This is a genomic window from Ignicoccus sp. (genome assembly GCF_056435145.1).
Genome location: NZ_JBWNMZ010000005.1, coordinates 24,273 through 40,281 on the forward strand (window position 1 = coordinate 24,273; position 16,009 = coordinate 40,281).

Sequence of the window (16,009 nt, forward strand, 5' to 3'; positions counted from 1 at the left end):
AAATTTACGCTAGGGAGACCACCCTTTCGTTGGCCCTAATCGAATAGGGCACGCCCGTAGGGGCGGTGTAGACTATACTTACACCCTCCTCGTTAACCGACCTAAGTATTGTTACTATGTCTTCCAAACCGTTCTTGTCGAGACCTACGAATGGTTCGTCCAACAAAAGCAATTTCGGTTTATGCAACAAGGCCCTAACCATCTCAAGCCTCTTCCTCCACCCAAAGCTCAGCTCGGAAGCCCTCTGATCCAACTTATCCTCGAGGCCTATATTTTTAGCTAGCTCGAGGGCATAGCCCTCGTCCGCTCTGTAAAGCTTCACGAAGAACTCTATGTTCTCTAGTACGGTAAGTTCGGGATAGGTCATATTTCCGTGCATTACCGCGCCAAACAACCTCTTCCCTGAAGGAGTCCACGGCTTCAAGCCCCCCACGTAAACCTCACCTCGGGTGGGGCGTTCTATGCCGGAGGCGAGCTTCAGGACGGTGCTCTTCCCGGAACCGTTAGGTCCCTCCAGCCTCACCACCTCCCCCTCAGTCACGGTTAAGTTGAAGTCCTTTAATACGGCCTTATTATTGTAGACCTTCCAAACTCCTCTGAAAACCAATACGTCCAACTGGTCTCCCAGTGAGCGGTAAAGTGTAAAAATTAAAGTAGCCATAGTGCGCCCGGGAAGGGTAGTGAAGAAGTGGCGAAGGGGCTCAATTGCCGATATCGTGTCGGAATACCTAACGCCGCTTAACATGCTCTTGTTCCTCACGTTCTTCATGACTATACTAGTGATGGCGTGGTTCATAAACGTCTGGTGGACCATGGAACAACAGAGGCTCGCTGTACTGAAGTCCGTACAAGCCCGAGCAGTAGCCCCTTAGACGTAACCTCGAAGGAGGGTGTAGCCCTTCTTCCTCTTAAGCTCTACGTCCCTAAAGTATCCTTCCATCACCTTCTTCGCCCACTCCCCACCTTGGGCCATAACAAGCTGGAGTGACCCGCCTTTCTTCAACCTCGGAGGAGCATTCTCTATTATCCCTTTCACTACGCTCTTCCCAGCAGCTAACGGTGGATTACTAACGATAGTTGAGAAGTCTTTTATTCCTATTAAGTCCGTGGGCTCGTAGAGGTTCCCGTGCAAGACGTTCACCCTCACCCCGTTCAGTTCCGCGTTTCTTCTGGCCGCGTCCACAGCCACGGGGTTTACGTCAACCATGTAAACTTCCAAGTTGGGATTTAACTTTGCAATTAATATTCCCAATACACCATAGCCACAACCTACATCAAGTACTTTGCCATCCTTAGGTATTTCCATAAACTCCGCTAGGAGCGCGGTACCCAAATCTACCCTAGAGCTCGAGAACAGCCCCTTAGGCACAATGAACTTCAATGGAACGCCCCTCAGCCACGCACCCACCACTTCGGGTCGGCCGCCAACCCCTCCCTTGAAGTAGTGCTTCACGCGCGAACACCGCGGGTGGCGCATTGAGCGAAGCTCTTAATTTGAGTACCCTAGGTTTGAGCTTAATAATCTTAGGCGTGTTTTTAATAATTATAGGAATGATACTCGTGGTCGCGCTGAGGGGCGGCGAGGTGGAGTGGGGTGGAGGAGCAATAATCTTCGTGGGGCCTATCCCCATAGCGATAGGCGGGGGCAGGCTAGGCCATGTGGCGCTCCTGATAGCGGCATTGCTCACCCTAGCAATGATAGTTTTGATGTTTACTACGGCGTTCTATCTGGGCAAACAGCCGACGAGGGGAGCTTAGAAGACGGTTATCTTTCCTTCCAATATTTCCTTCGTTATTGTAGGCAACCTCTCAAGCTCTACTTCAATTATCTCCTTTACTCTCTTTTCGATAGTCGGAGTGAGCTCCCCTTTGACTCTGACGGCCGCTATGAGGGGCTCGCTGATAGGTCTCCCTATTTGACTTAGTATCTCCAAGTATACCTCCTTCGTCTCAGGTACTTCTTCTATTACCTTTCTCGCCGCTATGTTAGCTAAAACGTTGTAGAGTTTGCCTACGTGGTTGACGGGGTTCTTTCCGGCAGCGGCCTCCAAGCTCATTGGTCTCATTGGAGTTATCAAGCCGTTTACTCTATTGCCCCTGCCCGTCGCCCCGTCGTCGCCGTGCTCCGCGCTGGTCCCGGTGACTGTCAAATAGAATATCCCTTTATCTGGCTTGTCAGCCGTGTTGATGAAGACCTCGACCTCATGTTCCGGAGCAACTTCGTGAGCGATGGTCTTCACTAGCTCCTTTATTTCCTCCTTCACCGCCGCATACTCCCCCGCGTCTCTAACTTGTTCCGAAACTATGGCAGCTGCTACAGTAAGCTTTATCTTGTTTTTCATACGAAGTCCCATTACCTTTATGTCTTCACCCAATGCCTTAATCTTGGCCTTGGTTTCCACAGAATTAAGCTTGCGCTCGACGGTGTAGACGAGGTTCTCTAAGGTACTGAATGGGGCAAAGCCCACGCCTACAGACGTATCGTTGGCCAGCGGCACGGTCTTGCCCAACTCAAACACGCCAACCAAGTCTGCTGATCCCCTACCAACCTTGTAGTCGACCACTACGTGGTGTTCTACGTCTAAGTGTGGCATGTTTTTCCTTAGCCAGTCCTTCGCGGCCTTAAGCAACACGGTACCCAAAGGTACGTCAACTACACCGCCCTCTGTCCTCACCTCCGTGACGGCCCTCCCAGAGATAACGATGTAGATGGGTTGGAGCACCTCGCCCCCTCCGAACCTCGGGGAGGCCTGACCGCCGACCAGCAAAGTCTTGTCTAAATTGTGGTGGAAGACGTGGCCGAACTCCTTTAAGTAGTACAGAGAGAGCTGTCTACTCGCTTCCTCCGAGATCGCGTCGGCTATGTAGTCCGGGTGTCCGGTCCCTTTCCTCTCAACTATCTCTACGTCCAACTCGTCTTGAGGTGGGAGAGGGAGCTTAGTGACGGCTATGTTCTTCATCTTCGATCACCTATCTCATGACCTTATGATAGTCCAGACTTATGAAGAGTACGTAGCTCCCTCTAATCATTATCCGGCCATATTTAGCTACGGGCTCTCCCGTTTCAGGAGAGAGTTCGGTGCAGTCGTCGAGTATCAAGTTCATTGTATTGTCGGTGAAAACGAGTTTACCCACGTATTCGTTTCCGTCCTTTAATCTCACTAGCACCACGTTCTCTACTGCCGCTCTCAAATACTTCAACGGGTTCTCGAGGTTCAGCTTACCTTTCTCTTGGCCGCGTGCCATCGCTTCTTTCCCACCTTCCCATGAGGGGTAGATAGCTTAAAGTAGTTCCATGGGTTCGAGACTTATATACGCCTCACGGGAAGGTAATGCCTCGGGCTGAAGGTTTGAGGCATAGGGACGGGTTGGTAGAGGTAGGCTTCGACGCGATAGCCAATTTCTTCTACAAACTCGCCGAGGCGGCAGACAAGCTAAAGGAGGAAGGGCTGTGGACTTACTTGCCCGACCCCCGCGAGGCCGAACGCGAGGTGGCCAAGGGTACCGTACGCGTGAAGCTCGGCTTCCCGGTGTACCAGAAAGGCGGGGTCATCATGGACGTTACCAACGTAGAACAAGCCGGAATAGCGGAGGACGCCGGAGCGGTCGCAGTGATGGTTCTGGACAAGCTCCCCTACGACATTAGGAAGAGCGGGGGCGTCGCAAGAATGGCTGATGTAAACGTAATTAGGGAGGTTATGGATTCTGTGTCACTTCCGGTCATGGCCAAAGTTAGGATCGGTCACTTCATGGAAGCTAAGGTGTTAGAAGCGTTGGGCGTGGACATGATTGACGAAAGCGAAGTATTAACGCCGGCCGACGAGAAACATCATATAAACAAATGGTTATTCAAAGTGCCGTTCGTTAACGGAGCGAGAAACTTGGGCGAGGCTCTCAGGAGGATCAGCGAGGGAGCGTCTATGATAAGGACTAAGGGCGAAGCGGGAACAGGCAACGTAGTGGAGGCGGTTAAACACATGAAAACGGTTATGGGTGAGATAAGAGAATTGGTTTCGATGGACGAGGAGGATAGAGTCCTCAAAGCTAGAGAGATGGGCGTGGGCTACGAGCTAGTCGAACTGGTCGTGAAGTTGAGAAGGTTACCGGTGGTCAACTTCGCGGCCGGAGGAATAGCTACTCCGGCCGACGCGGCGCTCATGATGTGGTTAGGCGCGGACGGCGTGTTCGTCGGTTCTGGGATATTCAAGAGCGAGGACCCCCAACAGAGGGCCGAAGCGATAGTCCTCGCAACGTCCCTTTGGATGGATCCCGAGGTCGTACTCGAAGCGCAGTCCATGATCAGCGAGAGGAAGAGCATGATGGGTATTGACGTAAAGCAACTCAAGCCTGAGGAGCTGCTCCAAGTCAGAGGTGAATAAAGGTGAAGGTAGGCGTCTTGGCGCTTCAAGGAGGAGTAGCGGAGCACATCTATATGGTAAAAGAAGCGGCGAAGAAAGTCGGCGTCGAAGTGGAAATAGTTGAGGTGAGGAAGCCGGAGCACTTGAACTCATTAAGGGCGATAGTATTGCCCGGCGGAGAGAGTACTGCCGTGTACAAGCTGGGCAAGAAGACGGGACTCGACAAGCCACTCAAGGAAGCGCTCCTCGAGGGCTTGCCGACCCTCGGCACGTGCGCCGGCGCTGCGCTGGTAGCGAAAGAGGTCGAGGACGCACAGAGTGGTAAAAGTTACGATCCGCTGCTAGGGATTGCAGACTTCAAGGTAATTAGGAACTTCTTCGGAAGACAGAAGGAGAGCTTCGAGGCCAACTTAAACGTGAAGGGAATAGGAACTTTCAGAGGCGTATTCATAAGGGCTCCAGTAATGGTTCCCCTAAGCTCGAACGTAGAGGTATTGAGCGAGTTCAAGGGAAATGCCGTAATGGTGAAGCAAGGTAGTATAATAGCCACGTCGTTCCACCCTGAACTGACCGGCGACACCAGAATTCACGAACTGCTGCTGTCGGAAGCCAAGTGAGGGAGCCTCTCCATATAAGCTCAGAACCAGATTTCGGCCACGTGGGGGCGGTGCCGCGCCTACCTACCCCTTTAATTGAAATGCACGATGAGATAGAGGAAGCGAAGAACCTCATACCAGAGGAAGAGCTAAGCGGACTCATAGTCAATTTAAATAAGGTAGTAATGTATAGCGATGTCCTAAAAACGTATACAAACTATATGAGGTTCATGGAGGGTGGCATTGATATTTGTGAAGACGTTAAGAGGGCTCGGTGGAAGCTAGAAGCGCTCAACGAAGTCCTATCTAACATAGTATCAGTCATGAAAAAACTCAACGAAAGCGTCAAGTATATAGAAAAATGGATAGACAAGAATCTTGGAAAGCTCAAGGACACGTGTGAAGGGTGCGAGACCTACAGAAAAGTGATGAGAGCTTCAGAGCTCTGGAGCAAGTGGAAGAACGAAGAGCTTTGCAAACAGATCGTTGAGCCAGAGAGGGAAGCCGTAGCCAGACTCGCGGAAAAGATGCTCAAGTGTCAAGAGGGTACGAAAGATGCTAGCTTGATCGGCAGAATAATGGCGCTGTTTCAGCGCGATACCCACCAGAGGAACGGGAACGCAAACAACGCTACGTAGCCCAAGTAAGGAACCTTGAAAGCGCGGCCGGAAACCTCGAGCACTTTACCCTTGACCCTCTCATATGGCACGCCCGGCAAGGGCTTTCCGGTCTTACAGTCGACGAACTGGCCCAAGAAGTAGTCGCTGTCCGGGTTGTTATCCCCCTTCGTCACGTAATAATAATCGGAACCAACTTTTACTACCTTGATGACGCGATGAATTATCAACGGGCCTTGACACGATTTATACACTATTATGTCTCCAACGCTCACCTCTTGCGGTGTTACTCCCTTGACAATTACTAGATCCCCCCTCTCCAGTGTGGGCAACATGCTCCCGGAGGCCACGGCAGCTAAGGGGACGTCTGTCTTGAGCAAGAACTTGAGTATGCTTATTATTACAATCGCTTCTATTATAGCTTTTACCCACTCAATAGCTTCCTTTTTCGCTTTGTTCACAGCACCTTTCCCACCGGAACGACGAGGAAGAAAGTTATCAAAGTTGATGTGAGGGCAAGGACGCTTGACTTGGAAAACGGGTCCTTCCACTGGGGCCTTTCCTTGACAAACGCTGGCAGCAAGGCAGCTACCAGAGCGTAACCACTCAAAACCTCTCCTAAGAGTGGTCTATTAAACGACAAGACTAACGCTATCAAAAGCGGAAACAGCGCGTTGGAGCGCCCTAGGAACGACCAAGCCGGCGAGTAGGGATAAGCGGTGAGTTGGAACAGCGTGGAAAAGGCATAAGCGAGGACCGCCAGCTGCACCGGCCCTGAAGGGGCGCCCGCGAGGACGAGCGGCACAGGCTCGAGTAGCTGGGGCTTACTCTTCGGGTATATTTGAAATACGAGGAACCTCGACAATGCGAACGCCAAAAGGGTCGAGGCCAATAGCGGGAGGGCGAGTGTTAACTGAAAATCGCCCTTACGACAGAAGGTCCTCTCGGCAGTAAACAAGGGCAAGATGGACGGTAGAGGCGATGGTACTACGATCCACTTCACGTTTAATGTAGCTCCCATCATTCTGGCCAGAAACGAGCTCAGTACCGATTGGAAGCCCGCTAGGAGAAGGAGCGTGCCTAAGTAGCCGAAAAAGGCCGTTTCGAAGTCAATAGTACTCATTGACGAGAGTGCGCTGGAGTGTGTTGACACGAGAATCGCTAAGAACGTTATCGATATCAATGAAACGTAGGTAATATCTTTGGTTTCTAACCTCCTCAGGGTTACAAACGGGCCTACCGGTTCGCCGTAGCCCTCGCACCCGCAAGCCTCTCTCCGCGAAGTCAAGAGGTAGCCGTCCGACGCCAGAGGGTTACATGAGCTTGGGTACCTCTCCGAAGACTTCCTTCTCTTTTTTAAGAAGGCAGTCAAGGGGTACTAACACCTCCCTGCCGCTCTGCGTTCTCCTCTTCACAGTTATTGGGAGCAAGCCTCGCCTCAGCTCCTCCTTCGCTATTAGGAGTGTGTCCTTCTTAGGCAATTTGGTTATGTCTATAAGGGGTGGTGCTCCTATTGAGAGCTGGAGGGCCCTTACGCCAACTATTACTGCTCTTTCGAATTTAGTCAGATGAGGGGGGCCCAACTCGATCTTACACTCTTCGCTCAACGTCTGCCCCGGACGTGCGGGAAGGGGAAGAGCTATAATTTATTCCATATAAATGGCTGGCCTCAGGGGCTCGGGGCGCTTCTTCCCCCCCTCGTAGTACCCCACTTCCACCTCGCTCCCCACCTCCTTTTCTATCAGCTTTTTGAATTCTTCTAGAACCTTTTTCTCGTCAAACTCACCCTTGGCTATAACGCTCCTCATGCTTTCACTTAGGGACGTAGCCTTCTCGAAAGCTTGTCTCAACCTCTTCGCTTCCTTTTTGCCAAACACCTTGGTAGCCTCTGCCATAAAGTCTTTCAAGCTTTTTCCACTGTTTACGAATTCTACAGCCATTTTCAGCATTTCTGTTTGATCGGTGGAAGCCACCTCGATCCTTACCTTCTTGGGCTTCTTGATCTTAGCCACTTTAATTATCTCCTTTATATCTTGAATAACCTTCTCTACGTATTCCTTAGCAGCCTCCGCCAGAGGGTTCACCAGCTCTTCGTCCTTCACCGGCCAAGGCTCGGTCACCACGAAAGTATTGAAGCCCAGCTCGTGCCACATCTCCTCTGCAAAGAACGGTGTGAAAGGAGTCATCATCTTCACCCACCTCTCTACAACGTACCTAAGGACCCATTTGGCGACGTCGTCTAACCCTCTGCCCATCACTTCCAACAAGTTAAGGTATTCTTTCGTCCTATTTAGTAGTATGAAGTACAATACGTTAGTAACCTCCCTTATCTTCAACTCCTCCATTAAGTTGGTTACGTTTTCCACATCCCTTACGAAGGAGCTTAGGTACCAAGCGTCTAACATAGTTAGGTCGGCAGGACGAGGGGCCTTGTAGCCCTTAATTTTCTCAACTATAGACTTTATCTCCTTGAGGTTACTAACGGCCCTAGATACCATCTCAGTGCGGAAGTCCGCATCGCTGCCTAACTCTGCTGAGTGCAGCAACACCAACCTTATTATGTCCGGAGCGAAGTTCCTTATAGCAACGGTTATTGGTATTATGTTCCCTAAACTCTTGCTCATCTTCTTACCCTCCAGGTTAACGAAGCCGTTGACTACTATCTGGCGCGGCCACTTGTCCTCCGGGAAGATGGCGGCGTGGTGGAAGATGAAGAAAGTGAGGTGGTTCCTAATTAAGTCCTTTCCAGAGTGGCGAGAGTCCACGGGATACCAGTAGTCGAAGCTCCTCCTGGCCTCTTTCAAGACACTCGCACTTATTCCGTACTTGTCCCCGAGTTCCTCGGGGTTGCCCTTACCTAACATTATGTAGTCCCACACTTCGGGTTGAAGGCTCTCCGGGTCAACGGACGCCCTCCTCAGTATGTTCACTACTGTATAGAATGCCATATAGATTGTGGAATCACTCAAGCTCTCTATAATCCACTTCTTGTCCCAAGGCAGCGGCGTCCCTAGCCCCCTCGTCCTCGCACACGCCCTTTTCTGCAGCCAGTCTATGGTATCCTCAAACTCCTTCGTAAAGTTCTCCGGAACGACCTTCGTCCTCGCCAAAGCCTTCCGAGCGAGCTCCTTCCACTGGGGGTCACCGTAGTTCAAGAACCACTGATCCTTGAGGACCTTCACGACCACTTCGTTGCCGAACCTAGAGTATACTGGCGCGTTCTTGATCTCGTAGAAAACGTCGCCCGCGCCAAAGAGCTTTAACCACTTTGCAGTCTTCTCCCTAGCGTCTGGAACTGGATCGTTCCCTAAGAAGGCCTTCAAGGCAGCGCGGAGCCTCTCGTCGCCCTTAACTCTGTCCAAAACGCTTTCCATCATCCTTCCTTTCCTATACTCCTTCGCGTACACCTCCTTCGTAGCTTCTTCTAACTTTTCCTTATTGCTAGTATCCTTTATACCCAGCTTCTCTACTAACTTGGGGACGAGCAACCCCTCTTCAGGGACCTTAATTACTTGGACGAGACTGATGGATTTGACTATTTCTGCATACTCGGGGTCTTCTTCCAACTCCTTCAATGCCACGTAATCAAACGGTGCGTGGGCGGGGACGCTCATGACTACTCCGGTGGCCACGTCGGGGTTGACGAACTTGGCCGGCAGAACGGGTACTTCCTCCCCAGTAGCGGGGTTGATTACACTTTTCTTGAGCAAGTTCTTGGGATCTATAGGGCCGAGTGTCCTCGCACCCTCTTTTTGGAACTTTATTTTGTATGCAGCCTTCTTGCTCAGTACCCACTTCTTCCCCTCGACCTCCACTACCTCGTACTCGGCGTCTGGATTGAGCCAGACGTTCGTAACGCCGAAGACTGTCTCTGCCCTCAGTGTGGCCGCCGGCAAATACAAATCGTTATCTTTTAACCTGAACAAAATTAGGTCATACTCTTCGATCTCCGGCTCCACGTCCCCCTTAGTGTCGTGCTGAGAAACTGGCGTGTCGTAGACCGGGTCCCAAGCGACCGGGTGGGTGCCCTTCTCTACGTAGCCCAAGTCATAGAGCTTCAGAAATTGCCACGTGACGAACTTTTGGAAGTCGGGATCGACGGTAGTGAACTTGCGCCTCCAGTCGATCATGTAGCCGAGCTCTTTCATACCTTCTTCAGTTATTGAAGAGAAGTAGTTTGCCGTGGAGAGGGGCTCAGTTAGCTTATCTAGATCCTCGACCGGTATCTCGAAGACCTTATAGAAGAGGACTAAGTACTCTATCGAGTCCGCCCTTTCTATTAAGTCTTCGCGTCCGACGGACTTCAAATATTCCTTTATTGCGTCTCCGATCGATAAATTCCTCTCTACTTTAATTTTCCAAATGTCATCCAAGACAGACTTGATGTCACCTAAACTCCTCAGTGCTTGAAGACCTTGTTTCACCTTCTCGCTCATCGCTATTATGGGTGTACCGGTGTAGTGAAAACCCATGGGAAATAGTACGTTGAACCCCCTCATCCTCTTAAATCGCGCATAAGCGTCGGTGACGCTGTAAGTCCTAGAGTGCCCTAAGTGCATAGGACTGTTCGGGTAAGGGAAAGCAGCAGTTACGTAAAACTTGGGCTTGCTAGGGTCAACGTCAGCCTCGTGTAGTCCCGCCCTTTCCCACTCTTCCCTCCACTTAGACGCTATTTCCTTGAGGTAGCGGAGGAAGTCTTCCAAGGAGTCCCCCTCGTCAGCTCCTCTTCGAAACGCTTTTTGTCCTTCTTCCGGCGTCCAGAGCTCCATCTGAAGCCGACATAAGCTCCCGAGGGATCCGCGGGCGGGTCCTAAGGTTTCACGACTTCTACTTATTCGACGATTCCGCAACTTGAAGCCTTCAGTACAAGGACTTACGAAGAAGCCACAGAGGGAGCAACATAATACTTACGCCCCATCAGCTCCACTAGGGGTCCAGTATAACCAGTATAGATGAACTTAATGAGAGAGAGAAGAGAGCTCTAGAAAACATAATACTGGCATTAAAGGCCGGCGATAAGGAGGCCGCGAAGGTAATACTAACAGAAGAGTTCTCCGAAGACAAGCGAAATATCGTAATCAAGTATTTGGCTGATTTAGGGTTCATGGTACCTTCAGTAAAGACCGTTAGGACGGTCCCCAAGGCGCCGAAGGTCCCGGTGACTAGCTTTCCCCGCAAGGTCCCCATGCCCCGCGTTCCCGAACGCAAGGCGCTGCTAGTCCCTTACGCCAGGCTTGAGGAGCGACAAGAGCGACGCAGGATAGAGAGGCGGTTAGAGAAAATAAATTTAGAGGAGGCGGCGCTGGCCCTCATAGAAGTTGCGGAAAGAGAAATCAACGTAGCGTCACAGAAGTTATCGCTCAAAGTTCTAAGGGCCCTCAAGAGGAAGAGCGAGAGCGGGATAAGTGTAAAGATCGTAACCTCGGAGGAAAGCTGCGACGTCCTAAAGTTTTGGGGCTTAAGAACCGTCAAGTGTATAACAAAAGACTTAATGAAGGGTACGCTAATGAGGCTTCCGCTGTTAGCAGCTTCACTTGTCATCCCGGCTAGCTGGAGCGCCGCTTTCAGTCAATATTCCCTATTGGGACTGATAGTAGGGTCCTCCTTGCCCGCGTCTTACGCGCTGCTCTTCAACGAGCTCTTCTTCTGGCGGGAGCACTACGCGTACACGTTTATCCCGTGGGTGCTTAAGATTTCATGTATCACATCTTTTGCGGAGCTGATGATCAAGACATTTGGGCCTAGGGGGAGCAGCACTGAAAACGTAGAAGTTAGGGTTATGGACGAGCTGCCCTCTACCCTCGTCGTCGTTGACGGGAAGCACGGCTTCTCTTCCGAGTGCCGCCTCTCCTCTTCCAGCTGCCTCGCGAACGTCTACCGCGAGGGCGCGTACGAGCTCTCGAGGGAGTTCTCCTTACTCTGGGAGGCTTCGAAGCCCGTACGATAACTAGACCCCTCAAGCGTCCGGGTTCCAAGTCCCACGAGAGGACGTACTTCTCCCCTTTGAGTCTCCACAAGGCGGTCCGCCAACACCTCTCGAGCTCCAGAGGGTCACCTTTGACCTCGAACTCACCTGACTTGGGAAGTGCGCGCGGGAGTTCCTCGCAACTAACCTCCTTCTCTTCGACTCCCGTAAGGACTATCATTTCACGGTCACCGCTACTTCAACTGAGACTCGCTGTTCTTCAGCTTCTCCTCGACCATTTTCATCTTATACCTAAGCAAGGTCGGTGGTATCCAGACTAGCCATGCGGGCATCTTCTTTACGAACTCATAAGCTTCTTCCCAACCGTCCAAGCCCAGCTCCTCAGCTAGCTTTTCCAAACTGTACTCCGTCCTTAAGTAGACCCTCACCTTCCTTAACACTTCCTCCGTGAGTTCTATCTCCTTGGCGTTTTCGCCTTCACCTATTCTGACTACTAGAACGATCCCCTCGTCCTCAGCCACCTTCCGAGACCCCCTACTGCCCATTAGTGGGAGTCAAAAACCTCACTCCGCGCTTGATCGCTCGAATAGCTTGGTCGCCAACATTAGCATCGATATATCGAACAGTAGTAAGGCGCAGATATCATTAATCGGTTCGAACTTGTTCACGCCAACCAAGAAGTAGCGCATTATATCGACGCTATAAGTAAGAGGATTTACGTAACTTATGGCCCAGAACCACTCTGGCAAGTTATTCAGGGGGAAGAACGCACCAGAAGCGAATATTACTGGCATCATGAACAAATTTATCATAGCAAAGAATCCTTCAACGGATTTTACGTATCTCAGCGAGGCCATAGCTACTCCAAGTGCACTGAATCCTAATGCCGTCATAAACATAATAACCAACGTAGGGAGAATACCCGACGGTCGCATACTGGTGGCTATTAAGTAGCCTATTAAGAGCATAACAGAGCCTTGGAGCGAGGCCACCAACGCGTCGCCCAGGATCCTCCCGAGCACTGCCTCTAGCTTGGAGGTTGGGGCCACCAAGACTTCTTTGAGGAATCCGAACTGCTTGTCCCATATGATCGACGCGCCAGACATCAAACCAGAAGTGAACACTGCCATTGCTATAACTCCGGGTAACATAAAGCTCAAGTAATCGGTTCCCAAGATCAGTTCTATTCCTGGAAAATTCATGCTGGAGGACCACCCAATTCCGAAAAATATTGTCCAGAATAGCGGCATAGCTAGCATGGAGACTACTCTAGCTCTTGCCCTTAAGAACTTTTTCAATTGTCTATAAGTCATCGCCAGAAGCGCTTCCATCCTTTCACCCCCACAGCCTCTTGGAGATTAGATATTTCAGATAGTCATCTGATTCCTCGTCTCTAAGTTCTCTTCCCGTGAGTTTCAAGAAAACTTCGTTCAACGTCGGCTTCCTCACGTCTAACTCTACTATTTCGTATTGTTTCAGCGACTCGATTACTGCTACCAAATCCTTACCTATGTTATCTATTGAAATGATCATTTTGTCTCCCTTCTTCTCACATTTGAACCCAGTCGGGCATGGAGCCTCGTTCTTGGTCTTCACTACTAGGAGCACATTGCCTACGGACCTCTTGAGTTCCTCGGGCGTGCCTTCCGCTATTATCTTGCCGTGGTCAATTATCGCTATCCTGTCACACATCTCGTCGGCCTCATCCATGTAGTGAGTAGTCATAAACACAGTAACTCCCAAATTTCTGTTTAACGACTTTATGTATTCCCAGACCTTATTGCGCGACTGTGGGTCCAAGCCTACAGTGGGCTCGTCTAAGAACAGAACTTTGGGCTCGTGTAACATGGCCCGGGCCAGTTCCAACCTCCTCCTCATTCCTCCGGAGAGGTGCCTCACCACCTTGTTTCTGTGCTCCCACAAGTCAAAGAAGGTCAGCGCTTCCTTTATCCGCTCTTTAAGCTCGTTTCCCCTGATTCCGTATAGCTTACCATGAACGTACATGTTCTCGTACACCGTTAGGTACGAGTCTACAGCGGGATCTTGGAAGACTATACCAATGTTTTTCCTCACCTCGTTCTTCTCCTTGACCACGTGATGACCGGCCACGTAAGCCTCGCCGGACGTAGGTTCGATTAAAGTTGTTAACATCATTATAGTAGTAGTCTTCCCAGCGCCGTTCGGTCCGAGGAAGCCGAAGACCTCGCCCCACTCTACCTTAAAGGTGACTCCTTTAACAGCCTCGAAGCTGCCGTACCTCTTTCGGAGGTCTATAGCTTCTATAGCGTGGCCCACGACATTTCCCGCGCGGTATAGGGGAAGAGGCTAAAAAGTGTGGATAGCACACTTACAAAATGAAATAAGGGGATTGAAATAAATGAGGCTTAGGAGTTACCAATCAAAAGCCTTGGATATTGCATTAAGAATGAAAAGGTGCGTAATAGTTATGCCGACTGGATCTGGGAAGACGGTGGTGGCAGGGGCTTGGCTTAAGGAACTCTTCAAAAGGGGATTGGTGCGCAAGGCGTTGGTCCTAGAGCCTACAAGGATACTCGTAGAACAGAATTCTCTACTCTTAAGGAACGCCTTCTCGCTGAACGCCGCACCCTTACACGGGAAGAGGTCCAAAACCCAAAAGCTCGAGGCTTTGAAAGCAGACGTGGTCGTCGCTACCCCGGAAGAGGCAGAGCTCTGGTTGGAGGAGCTCGCTGGGTCAGACGCGTTAGTGGTCGACGAGTGTCACCACACTAGCGGGAAAGACCCCTACGTGAAGGTAGTTAGCTCGGTCAAGGCCGAGTGGCGCTTAGGCTTAAGCGCATTCATACCCCCGAAGAGAAGGAGCCTCATAGAGACGTACATAGGCCCAATAGTGGAAATACCCTGGAACGACGAAGAGGTTCGCAAGTACCTACCCCCCTATATAGGTGAGGTCTACGAGGCCCCTTTGCCCGAAGCGTGTATGAGGCTCTACGAGGCGCTTAAGTCCCGTTGGCCGGGGTCGGACAAGAGGACTCGGCTTCTGATATCATTAGCGTTGAGGTTCTTGGCCCGAGACGGGGCTATGGCCCTCAAAGAGTCGTCCCAGAAGGGGAGCGCGTTGGCACGGCTCCTTAAGGATTACTCCGACCAGATAGAGAAGTGTTACGAAGAGGCGCCGCTCCACAAGCTCCCAGCACTATTCAGAGTCTTAAATGATCATGTATACGAAAAAGCATTGGTCTTCGTAGATAGGGTCAACATAGCGCTGACCATCTCGAAGGAGCTGGGAGCAGTTCCCCTGACTAGTAAGAACAAAGAGTCCTTAGAAAGATTGAAGAAGGCCAAGGTGATAGTAGCTACCTCAGCGGGGGAGGAAGGCTTGGACTTGCCCGAAATAGACTTACTAGTTGTTTGGAGCAATACTTCTTCTGCATTGCGTCTCATACAGAGGATTGGGAGGTTGTTAAGGCCTAAGGGGAGCAAAGTTGTTAAGTTTTTAACGTTTATAGTAACCCCAGATACCGTAGACGTCGACCTACTAATAGAAGGGTTAGAGGTTGCTAAGAAGGTAGGAGTGGACCCTAACGTAGATCCAGAGGTCTTGAAGAGGCTGTTAAAGGTCTCCAGCGTAGGCAACGTACTCGAAGCCCTCAGTGGAAGGGCGCTTCCGGAAGACTTGATCGCGGAGTTGTCCTCGCTTCCGCTCTCTCGGGTTAAGAGGTTGCTGATGAAGATGGGAGAAGAGGGGGTTGCAGCGTACGTGCATTCTCCCTACGGCAAACTATGGTTCTTGCAAGACGAGGCAGACGTCGTAGAAGAGGAGCTGAGGGAGCTACTCGACCCACTAAAGGGCGCCACCATCGTCGTGGACGAATTGAGATTAAAAGGGAGCTTCGAGCAAGTAGCCGAAAAACTAAAGAAAAAGCTCCCCGTCGGTCCCCTCACGATCAAGGTTAGGGTTAGAACAGGTCCGATGGAGATATTCGACGTAAAGAAGTATAACTTCGTCATAAAACACGAAAAGGTAGTGGAACTGGTGTTAAGGAACGCCGTGTCCAAAAAGTTGTTAGTAGGGTGAAGCTCATTCAGAGCGTACTGGCTGCGGGAGCCTTGCCCTTGACCACTAAGATACTCTTGTTACAAGTTAGTAGTACCTTTGTTGAGACACTACCCAATAGGTAGCCGCCCACCGGTCCCGTGCCCCTCGCGCCCATGACTATCAAGTCGACGTCTAGCTCTTCTGCCTTCTTCACTATCGCATTAACGGGGTTATCGTGAACTATCACGAATTCCCAGTCGAGGCCAACATTTCTGAGCTTCTCTTCAACCTCCCTCTTAAGTTTCTCCGCCCTTTCCACCAGAGGCTTCACGAACACGTCTCTGTGAGGTATGTCGGGTATTGCAGTAGTATCTACCGCGTGCAACACGTAGAGCTTTGCTCCGTACTTCTTGCTTAGGTCGACGGCTACCTCGAACGCCTTCCAACCGCAAAGGCTAGAATCATGAGCCATGAGTATCTTTCTAAACATGCTA

General features: G+C 50.9%; 19 protein-coding genes. 7 read left to right on the top strand and 12 right to left on the bottom strand.

Going from position 1 to position 16,009, the window contains the following annotated elements:
* Window positions 1–4 precede the first annotated feature (4 nt).
* On the bottom strand, window positions 5–616 hold the full coding sequence (locus tag AC1HCZ_RS01665; protein WP_479461806.1) for an ATP-binding cassette domain-containing protein: 612 nt from the start codon (window positions 614–616) through the stop codon (window positions 5–7).
* A 46-nt stretch (window positions 617–662) separates the two neighbouring features.
* On the opposite strand from AC1HCZ_RS01665, the gene AC1HCZ_RS01670 reads away from it, so the two are divergent.
* The gene (locus tag AC1HCZ_RS01670; RefSeq protein ID WP_479461807.1) at window positions 663–872 is read left to right on the top strand and encodes a hypothetical protein; all 210 of its coding nucleotides are present in this window, start codon (window positions 663–665) and stop codon (window positions 870–872) included.
* Here the strand turns inward: AC1HCZ_RS01670 and AC1HCZ_RS01675 are convergent.
* Window positions 869–1,453 carry a class I SAM-dependent methyltransferase gene (locus tag AC1HCZ_RS01675; RefSeq protein WP_479461808.1) on the bottom strand — a complete coding sequence of 195 codons (585 nt, stop codon included), beginning with the start codon at window positions 1,451–1,453 and terminating at the stop codon, window positions 869–871. The genes AC1HCZ_RS01670 and AC1HCZ_RS01675 overlap by 4 nt on opposite strands.
* A 23-nt stretch (window positions 1,454–1,476) precedes the next feature.
* Between AC1HCZ_RS01675 and AC1HCZ_RS01680 the strand changes: the two genes are divergently transcribed.
* Complete coding sequence (locus AC1HCZ_RS01680) at window positions 1,477–1,758, top strand: TIGR00304 family membrane protein (RefSeq protein WP_479461809.1); 282 nt, start codon at window positions 1,477–1,479, stop codon at window positions 1,756–1,758.
* Here AC1HCZ_RS01680 and AC1HCZ_RS01685 read toward each other — a convergent pair.
* Entirely contained in the window at window positions 1,755–2,960 is a 1,206-nt protein-coding gene (locus AC1HCZ_RS01685; protein WP_479461810.1) for a methionine adenosyltransferase, read from the bottom strand. The genes AC1HCZ_RS01680 and AC1HCZ_RS01685 overlap by 4 nt on opposite strands.
* Window positions 2,961–2,970: 10 nt before the next feature.
* Window positions 2,971–3,246, bottom strand: a complete 276-nt coding sequence (locus tag AC1HCZ_RS01690; protein ID WP_479461811.1) for a U6 snRNA-associated Sm-like protein LSm6 — start codon at window positions 3,244–3,246, stop codon at window positions 2,971–2,973.
* 86 nt (window positions 3,247–3,332) lie between these two features.
* On the opposite strand from AC1HCZ_RS01690, the gene pdxS reads away from it, so the two are divergent.
* From pdxS to AC1HCZ_RS01705, 3 genes are all read left to right on the top strand, one after another.
* Complete coding sequence (gene pdxS / locus AC1HCZ_RS01695) at window positions 3,333–4,379, top strand: pyridoxal 5'-phosphate synthase lyase subunit PdxS (RefSeq protein WP_479461812.1); 1,047 nt, start codon at window positions 3,333–3,335, stop codon at window positions 4,377–4,379.
* A gap of 2 nt (window positions 4,380–4,381) precedes the next feature.
* Complete coding sequence (gene pdxT / locus AC1HCZ_RS01700) at window positions 4,382–4,975, top strand: pyridoxal 5'-phosphate synthase glutaminase subunit PdxT (protein WP_479461813.1); 594 nt, start codon at window positions 4,382–4,384, stop codon at window positions 4,973–4,975.
* Window positions 4,976–5,055: 80 nt separating this feature from the next.
* Window positions 5,056–5,592, top strand: a complete 537-nt coding sequence (locus AC1HCZ_RS01705; RefSeq protein WP_479461814.1) for a hypothetical protein — start codon at window positions 5,056–5,058, stop codon at window positions 5,590–5,592.
* Here AC1HCZ_RS01705 and AC1HCZ_RS01710 read toward each other — a convergent pair.
* Genes AC1HCZ_RS01710 through leuS form a run of 4 tightly spaced genes read right to left on the bottom strand, consistent with a single transcriptional unit; the run spans window position 5,544 to window position 10,274 of the window.
* Complete coding sequence (locus tag AC1HCZ_RS01710; protein WP_479461815.1) at window positions 5,544–6,032, bottom strand: signal peptidase I; 489 nt, start codon at window positions 6,030–6,032, stop codon at window positions 5,544–5,546. The two genes, AC1HCZ_RS01705 and AC1HCZ_RS01710, sit on opposite strands and share 49 nt — an antisense overlap.
* Window positions 6,029–6,943 (bottom strand): hypothetical protein, encoded by a 915-nt coding sequence (locus AC1HCZ_RS01715; protein ID WP_479461816.1) that lies wholly within the window; start codon window positions 6,941–6,943, stop codon window positions 6,029–6,031. The genes AC1HCZ_RS01710 and AC1HCZ_RS01715 overlap by 4 nt, the downstream gene beginning before the upstream one ends.
* Window positions 6,885–7,178, bottom strand: coding sequence for a DNA-directed RNA polymerase subunit K (locus AC1HCZ_RS01720; RefSeq protein WP_479461817.1), 294 nt, complete (start codon window positions 7,176–7,178; stop codon window positions 6,885–6,887). Before AC1HCZ_RS01720 ends, AC1HCZ_RS01715 begins: the two co-directional genes overlap by 59 nt.
* A 39-nt stretch (window positions 7,179–7,217) precedes the next feature.
* Window positions 7,218–10,274, bottom strand: a complete 3,057-nt coding sequence (gene leuS, locus AC1HCZ_RS01725) for a leucine--tRNA ligase (protein ID WP_479461818.1) — start codon at window positions 10,272–10,274, stop codon at window positions 7,218–7,220.
* Window positions 10,275–10,675: 401 nt separating this feature from the next.
* Between leuS and AC1HCZ_RS01730 the strand changes: the two genes are divergently transcribed.
* The gene (locus tag AC1HCZ_RS01730; protein ID WP_479461819.1) at window positions 10,676–11,518 is read left to right on the top strand and encodes a phospholipase D-like domain-containing protein; all 843 of its coding nucleotides are present in this window, start codon (window positions 10,676–10,678) and stop codon (window positions 11,516–11,518) included.
* Between the two features lie 212 nt (window positions 11,519–11,730).
* Here the strand turns inward: AC1HCZ_RS01730 and AC1HCZ_RS01735 are convergent, their stop codons facing one another.
* Genes AC1HCZ_RS01735 through AC1HCZ_RS01745 form a run of 3 tightly spaced genes read right to left on the bottom strand, consistent with a single transcriptional unit; the run spans window position 11,731 to window position 13,792 of the window.
* Window positions 11,731–12,018, bottom strand: a complete 288-nt coding sequence (locus AC1HCZ_RS01735) for a hypothetical protein (RefSeq protein WP_479461820.1) — start codon at window positions 12,016–12,018, stop codon at window positions 11,731–11,733.
* A 42-nt stretch (window positions 12,019–12,060) separates the two neighbouring features.
* The gene (locus tag AC1HCZ_RS01740; RefSeq protein ID WP_479461821.1) at window positions 12,061–12,828 is read right to left on the bottom strand and encodes an ABC transporter permease; all 768 of its coding nucleotides are present in this window, start codon (window positions 12,826–12,828) and stop codon (window positions 12,061–12,063) included.
* Window positions 12,829–12,832: 4 nt separating this feature from the next.
* Window positions 12,833–13,792, bottom strand: coding sequence for an ATP-binding cassette domain-containing protein (locus AC1HCZ_RS01745; protein WP_479461822.1), 960 nt, complete (start codon window positions 13,790–13,792; stop codon window positions 12,833–12,835).
* An 82-nt stretch (window positions 13,793–13,874) separates the two neighbouring features.
* On the opposite strand from AC1HCZ_RS01745, the gene AC1HCZ_RS01750 reads away from it, so the two are divergent.
* Window positions 13,875–15,554 carry a DEAD/DEAH box helicase gene (locus tag AC1HCZ_RS01750; RefSeq protein WP_479461823.1) on the top strand — a complete coding sequence of 560 codons (1,680 nt, stop codon included), beginning with the start codon at window positions 13,875–13,877 and terminating at the stop codon, window positions 15,552–15,554.
* 7 nt (window positions 15,555–15,561) lie between these two features.
* Here AC1HCZ_RS01750 and AC1HCZ_RS01755 read toward each other — a convergent pair whose 3' ends face one another.
* A complete protein-coding gene (locus AC1HCZ_RS01755) occupies window positions 15,562–16,005 on the bottom strand; it encodes a universal stress protein (protein ID WP_479461824.1) in 444 nt (147 codons plus the stop codon).
* Between the last annotated feature and the right edge of the window lie 4 nt (window positions 16,006–16,009).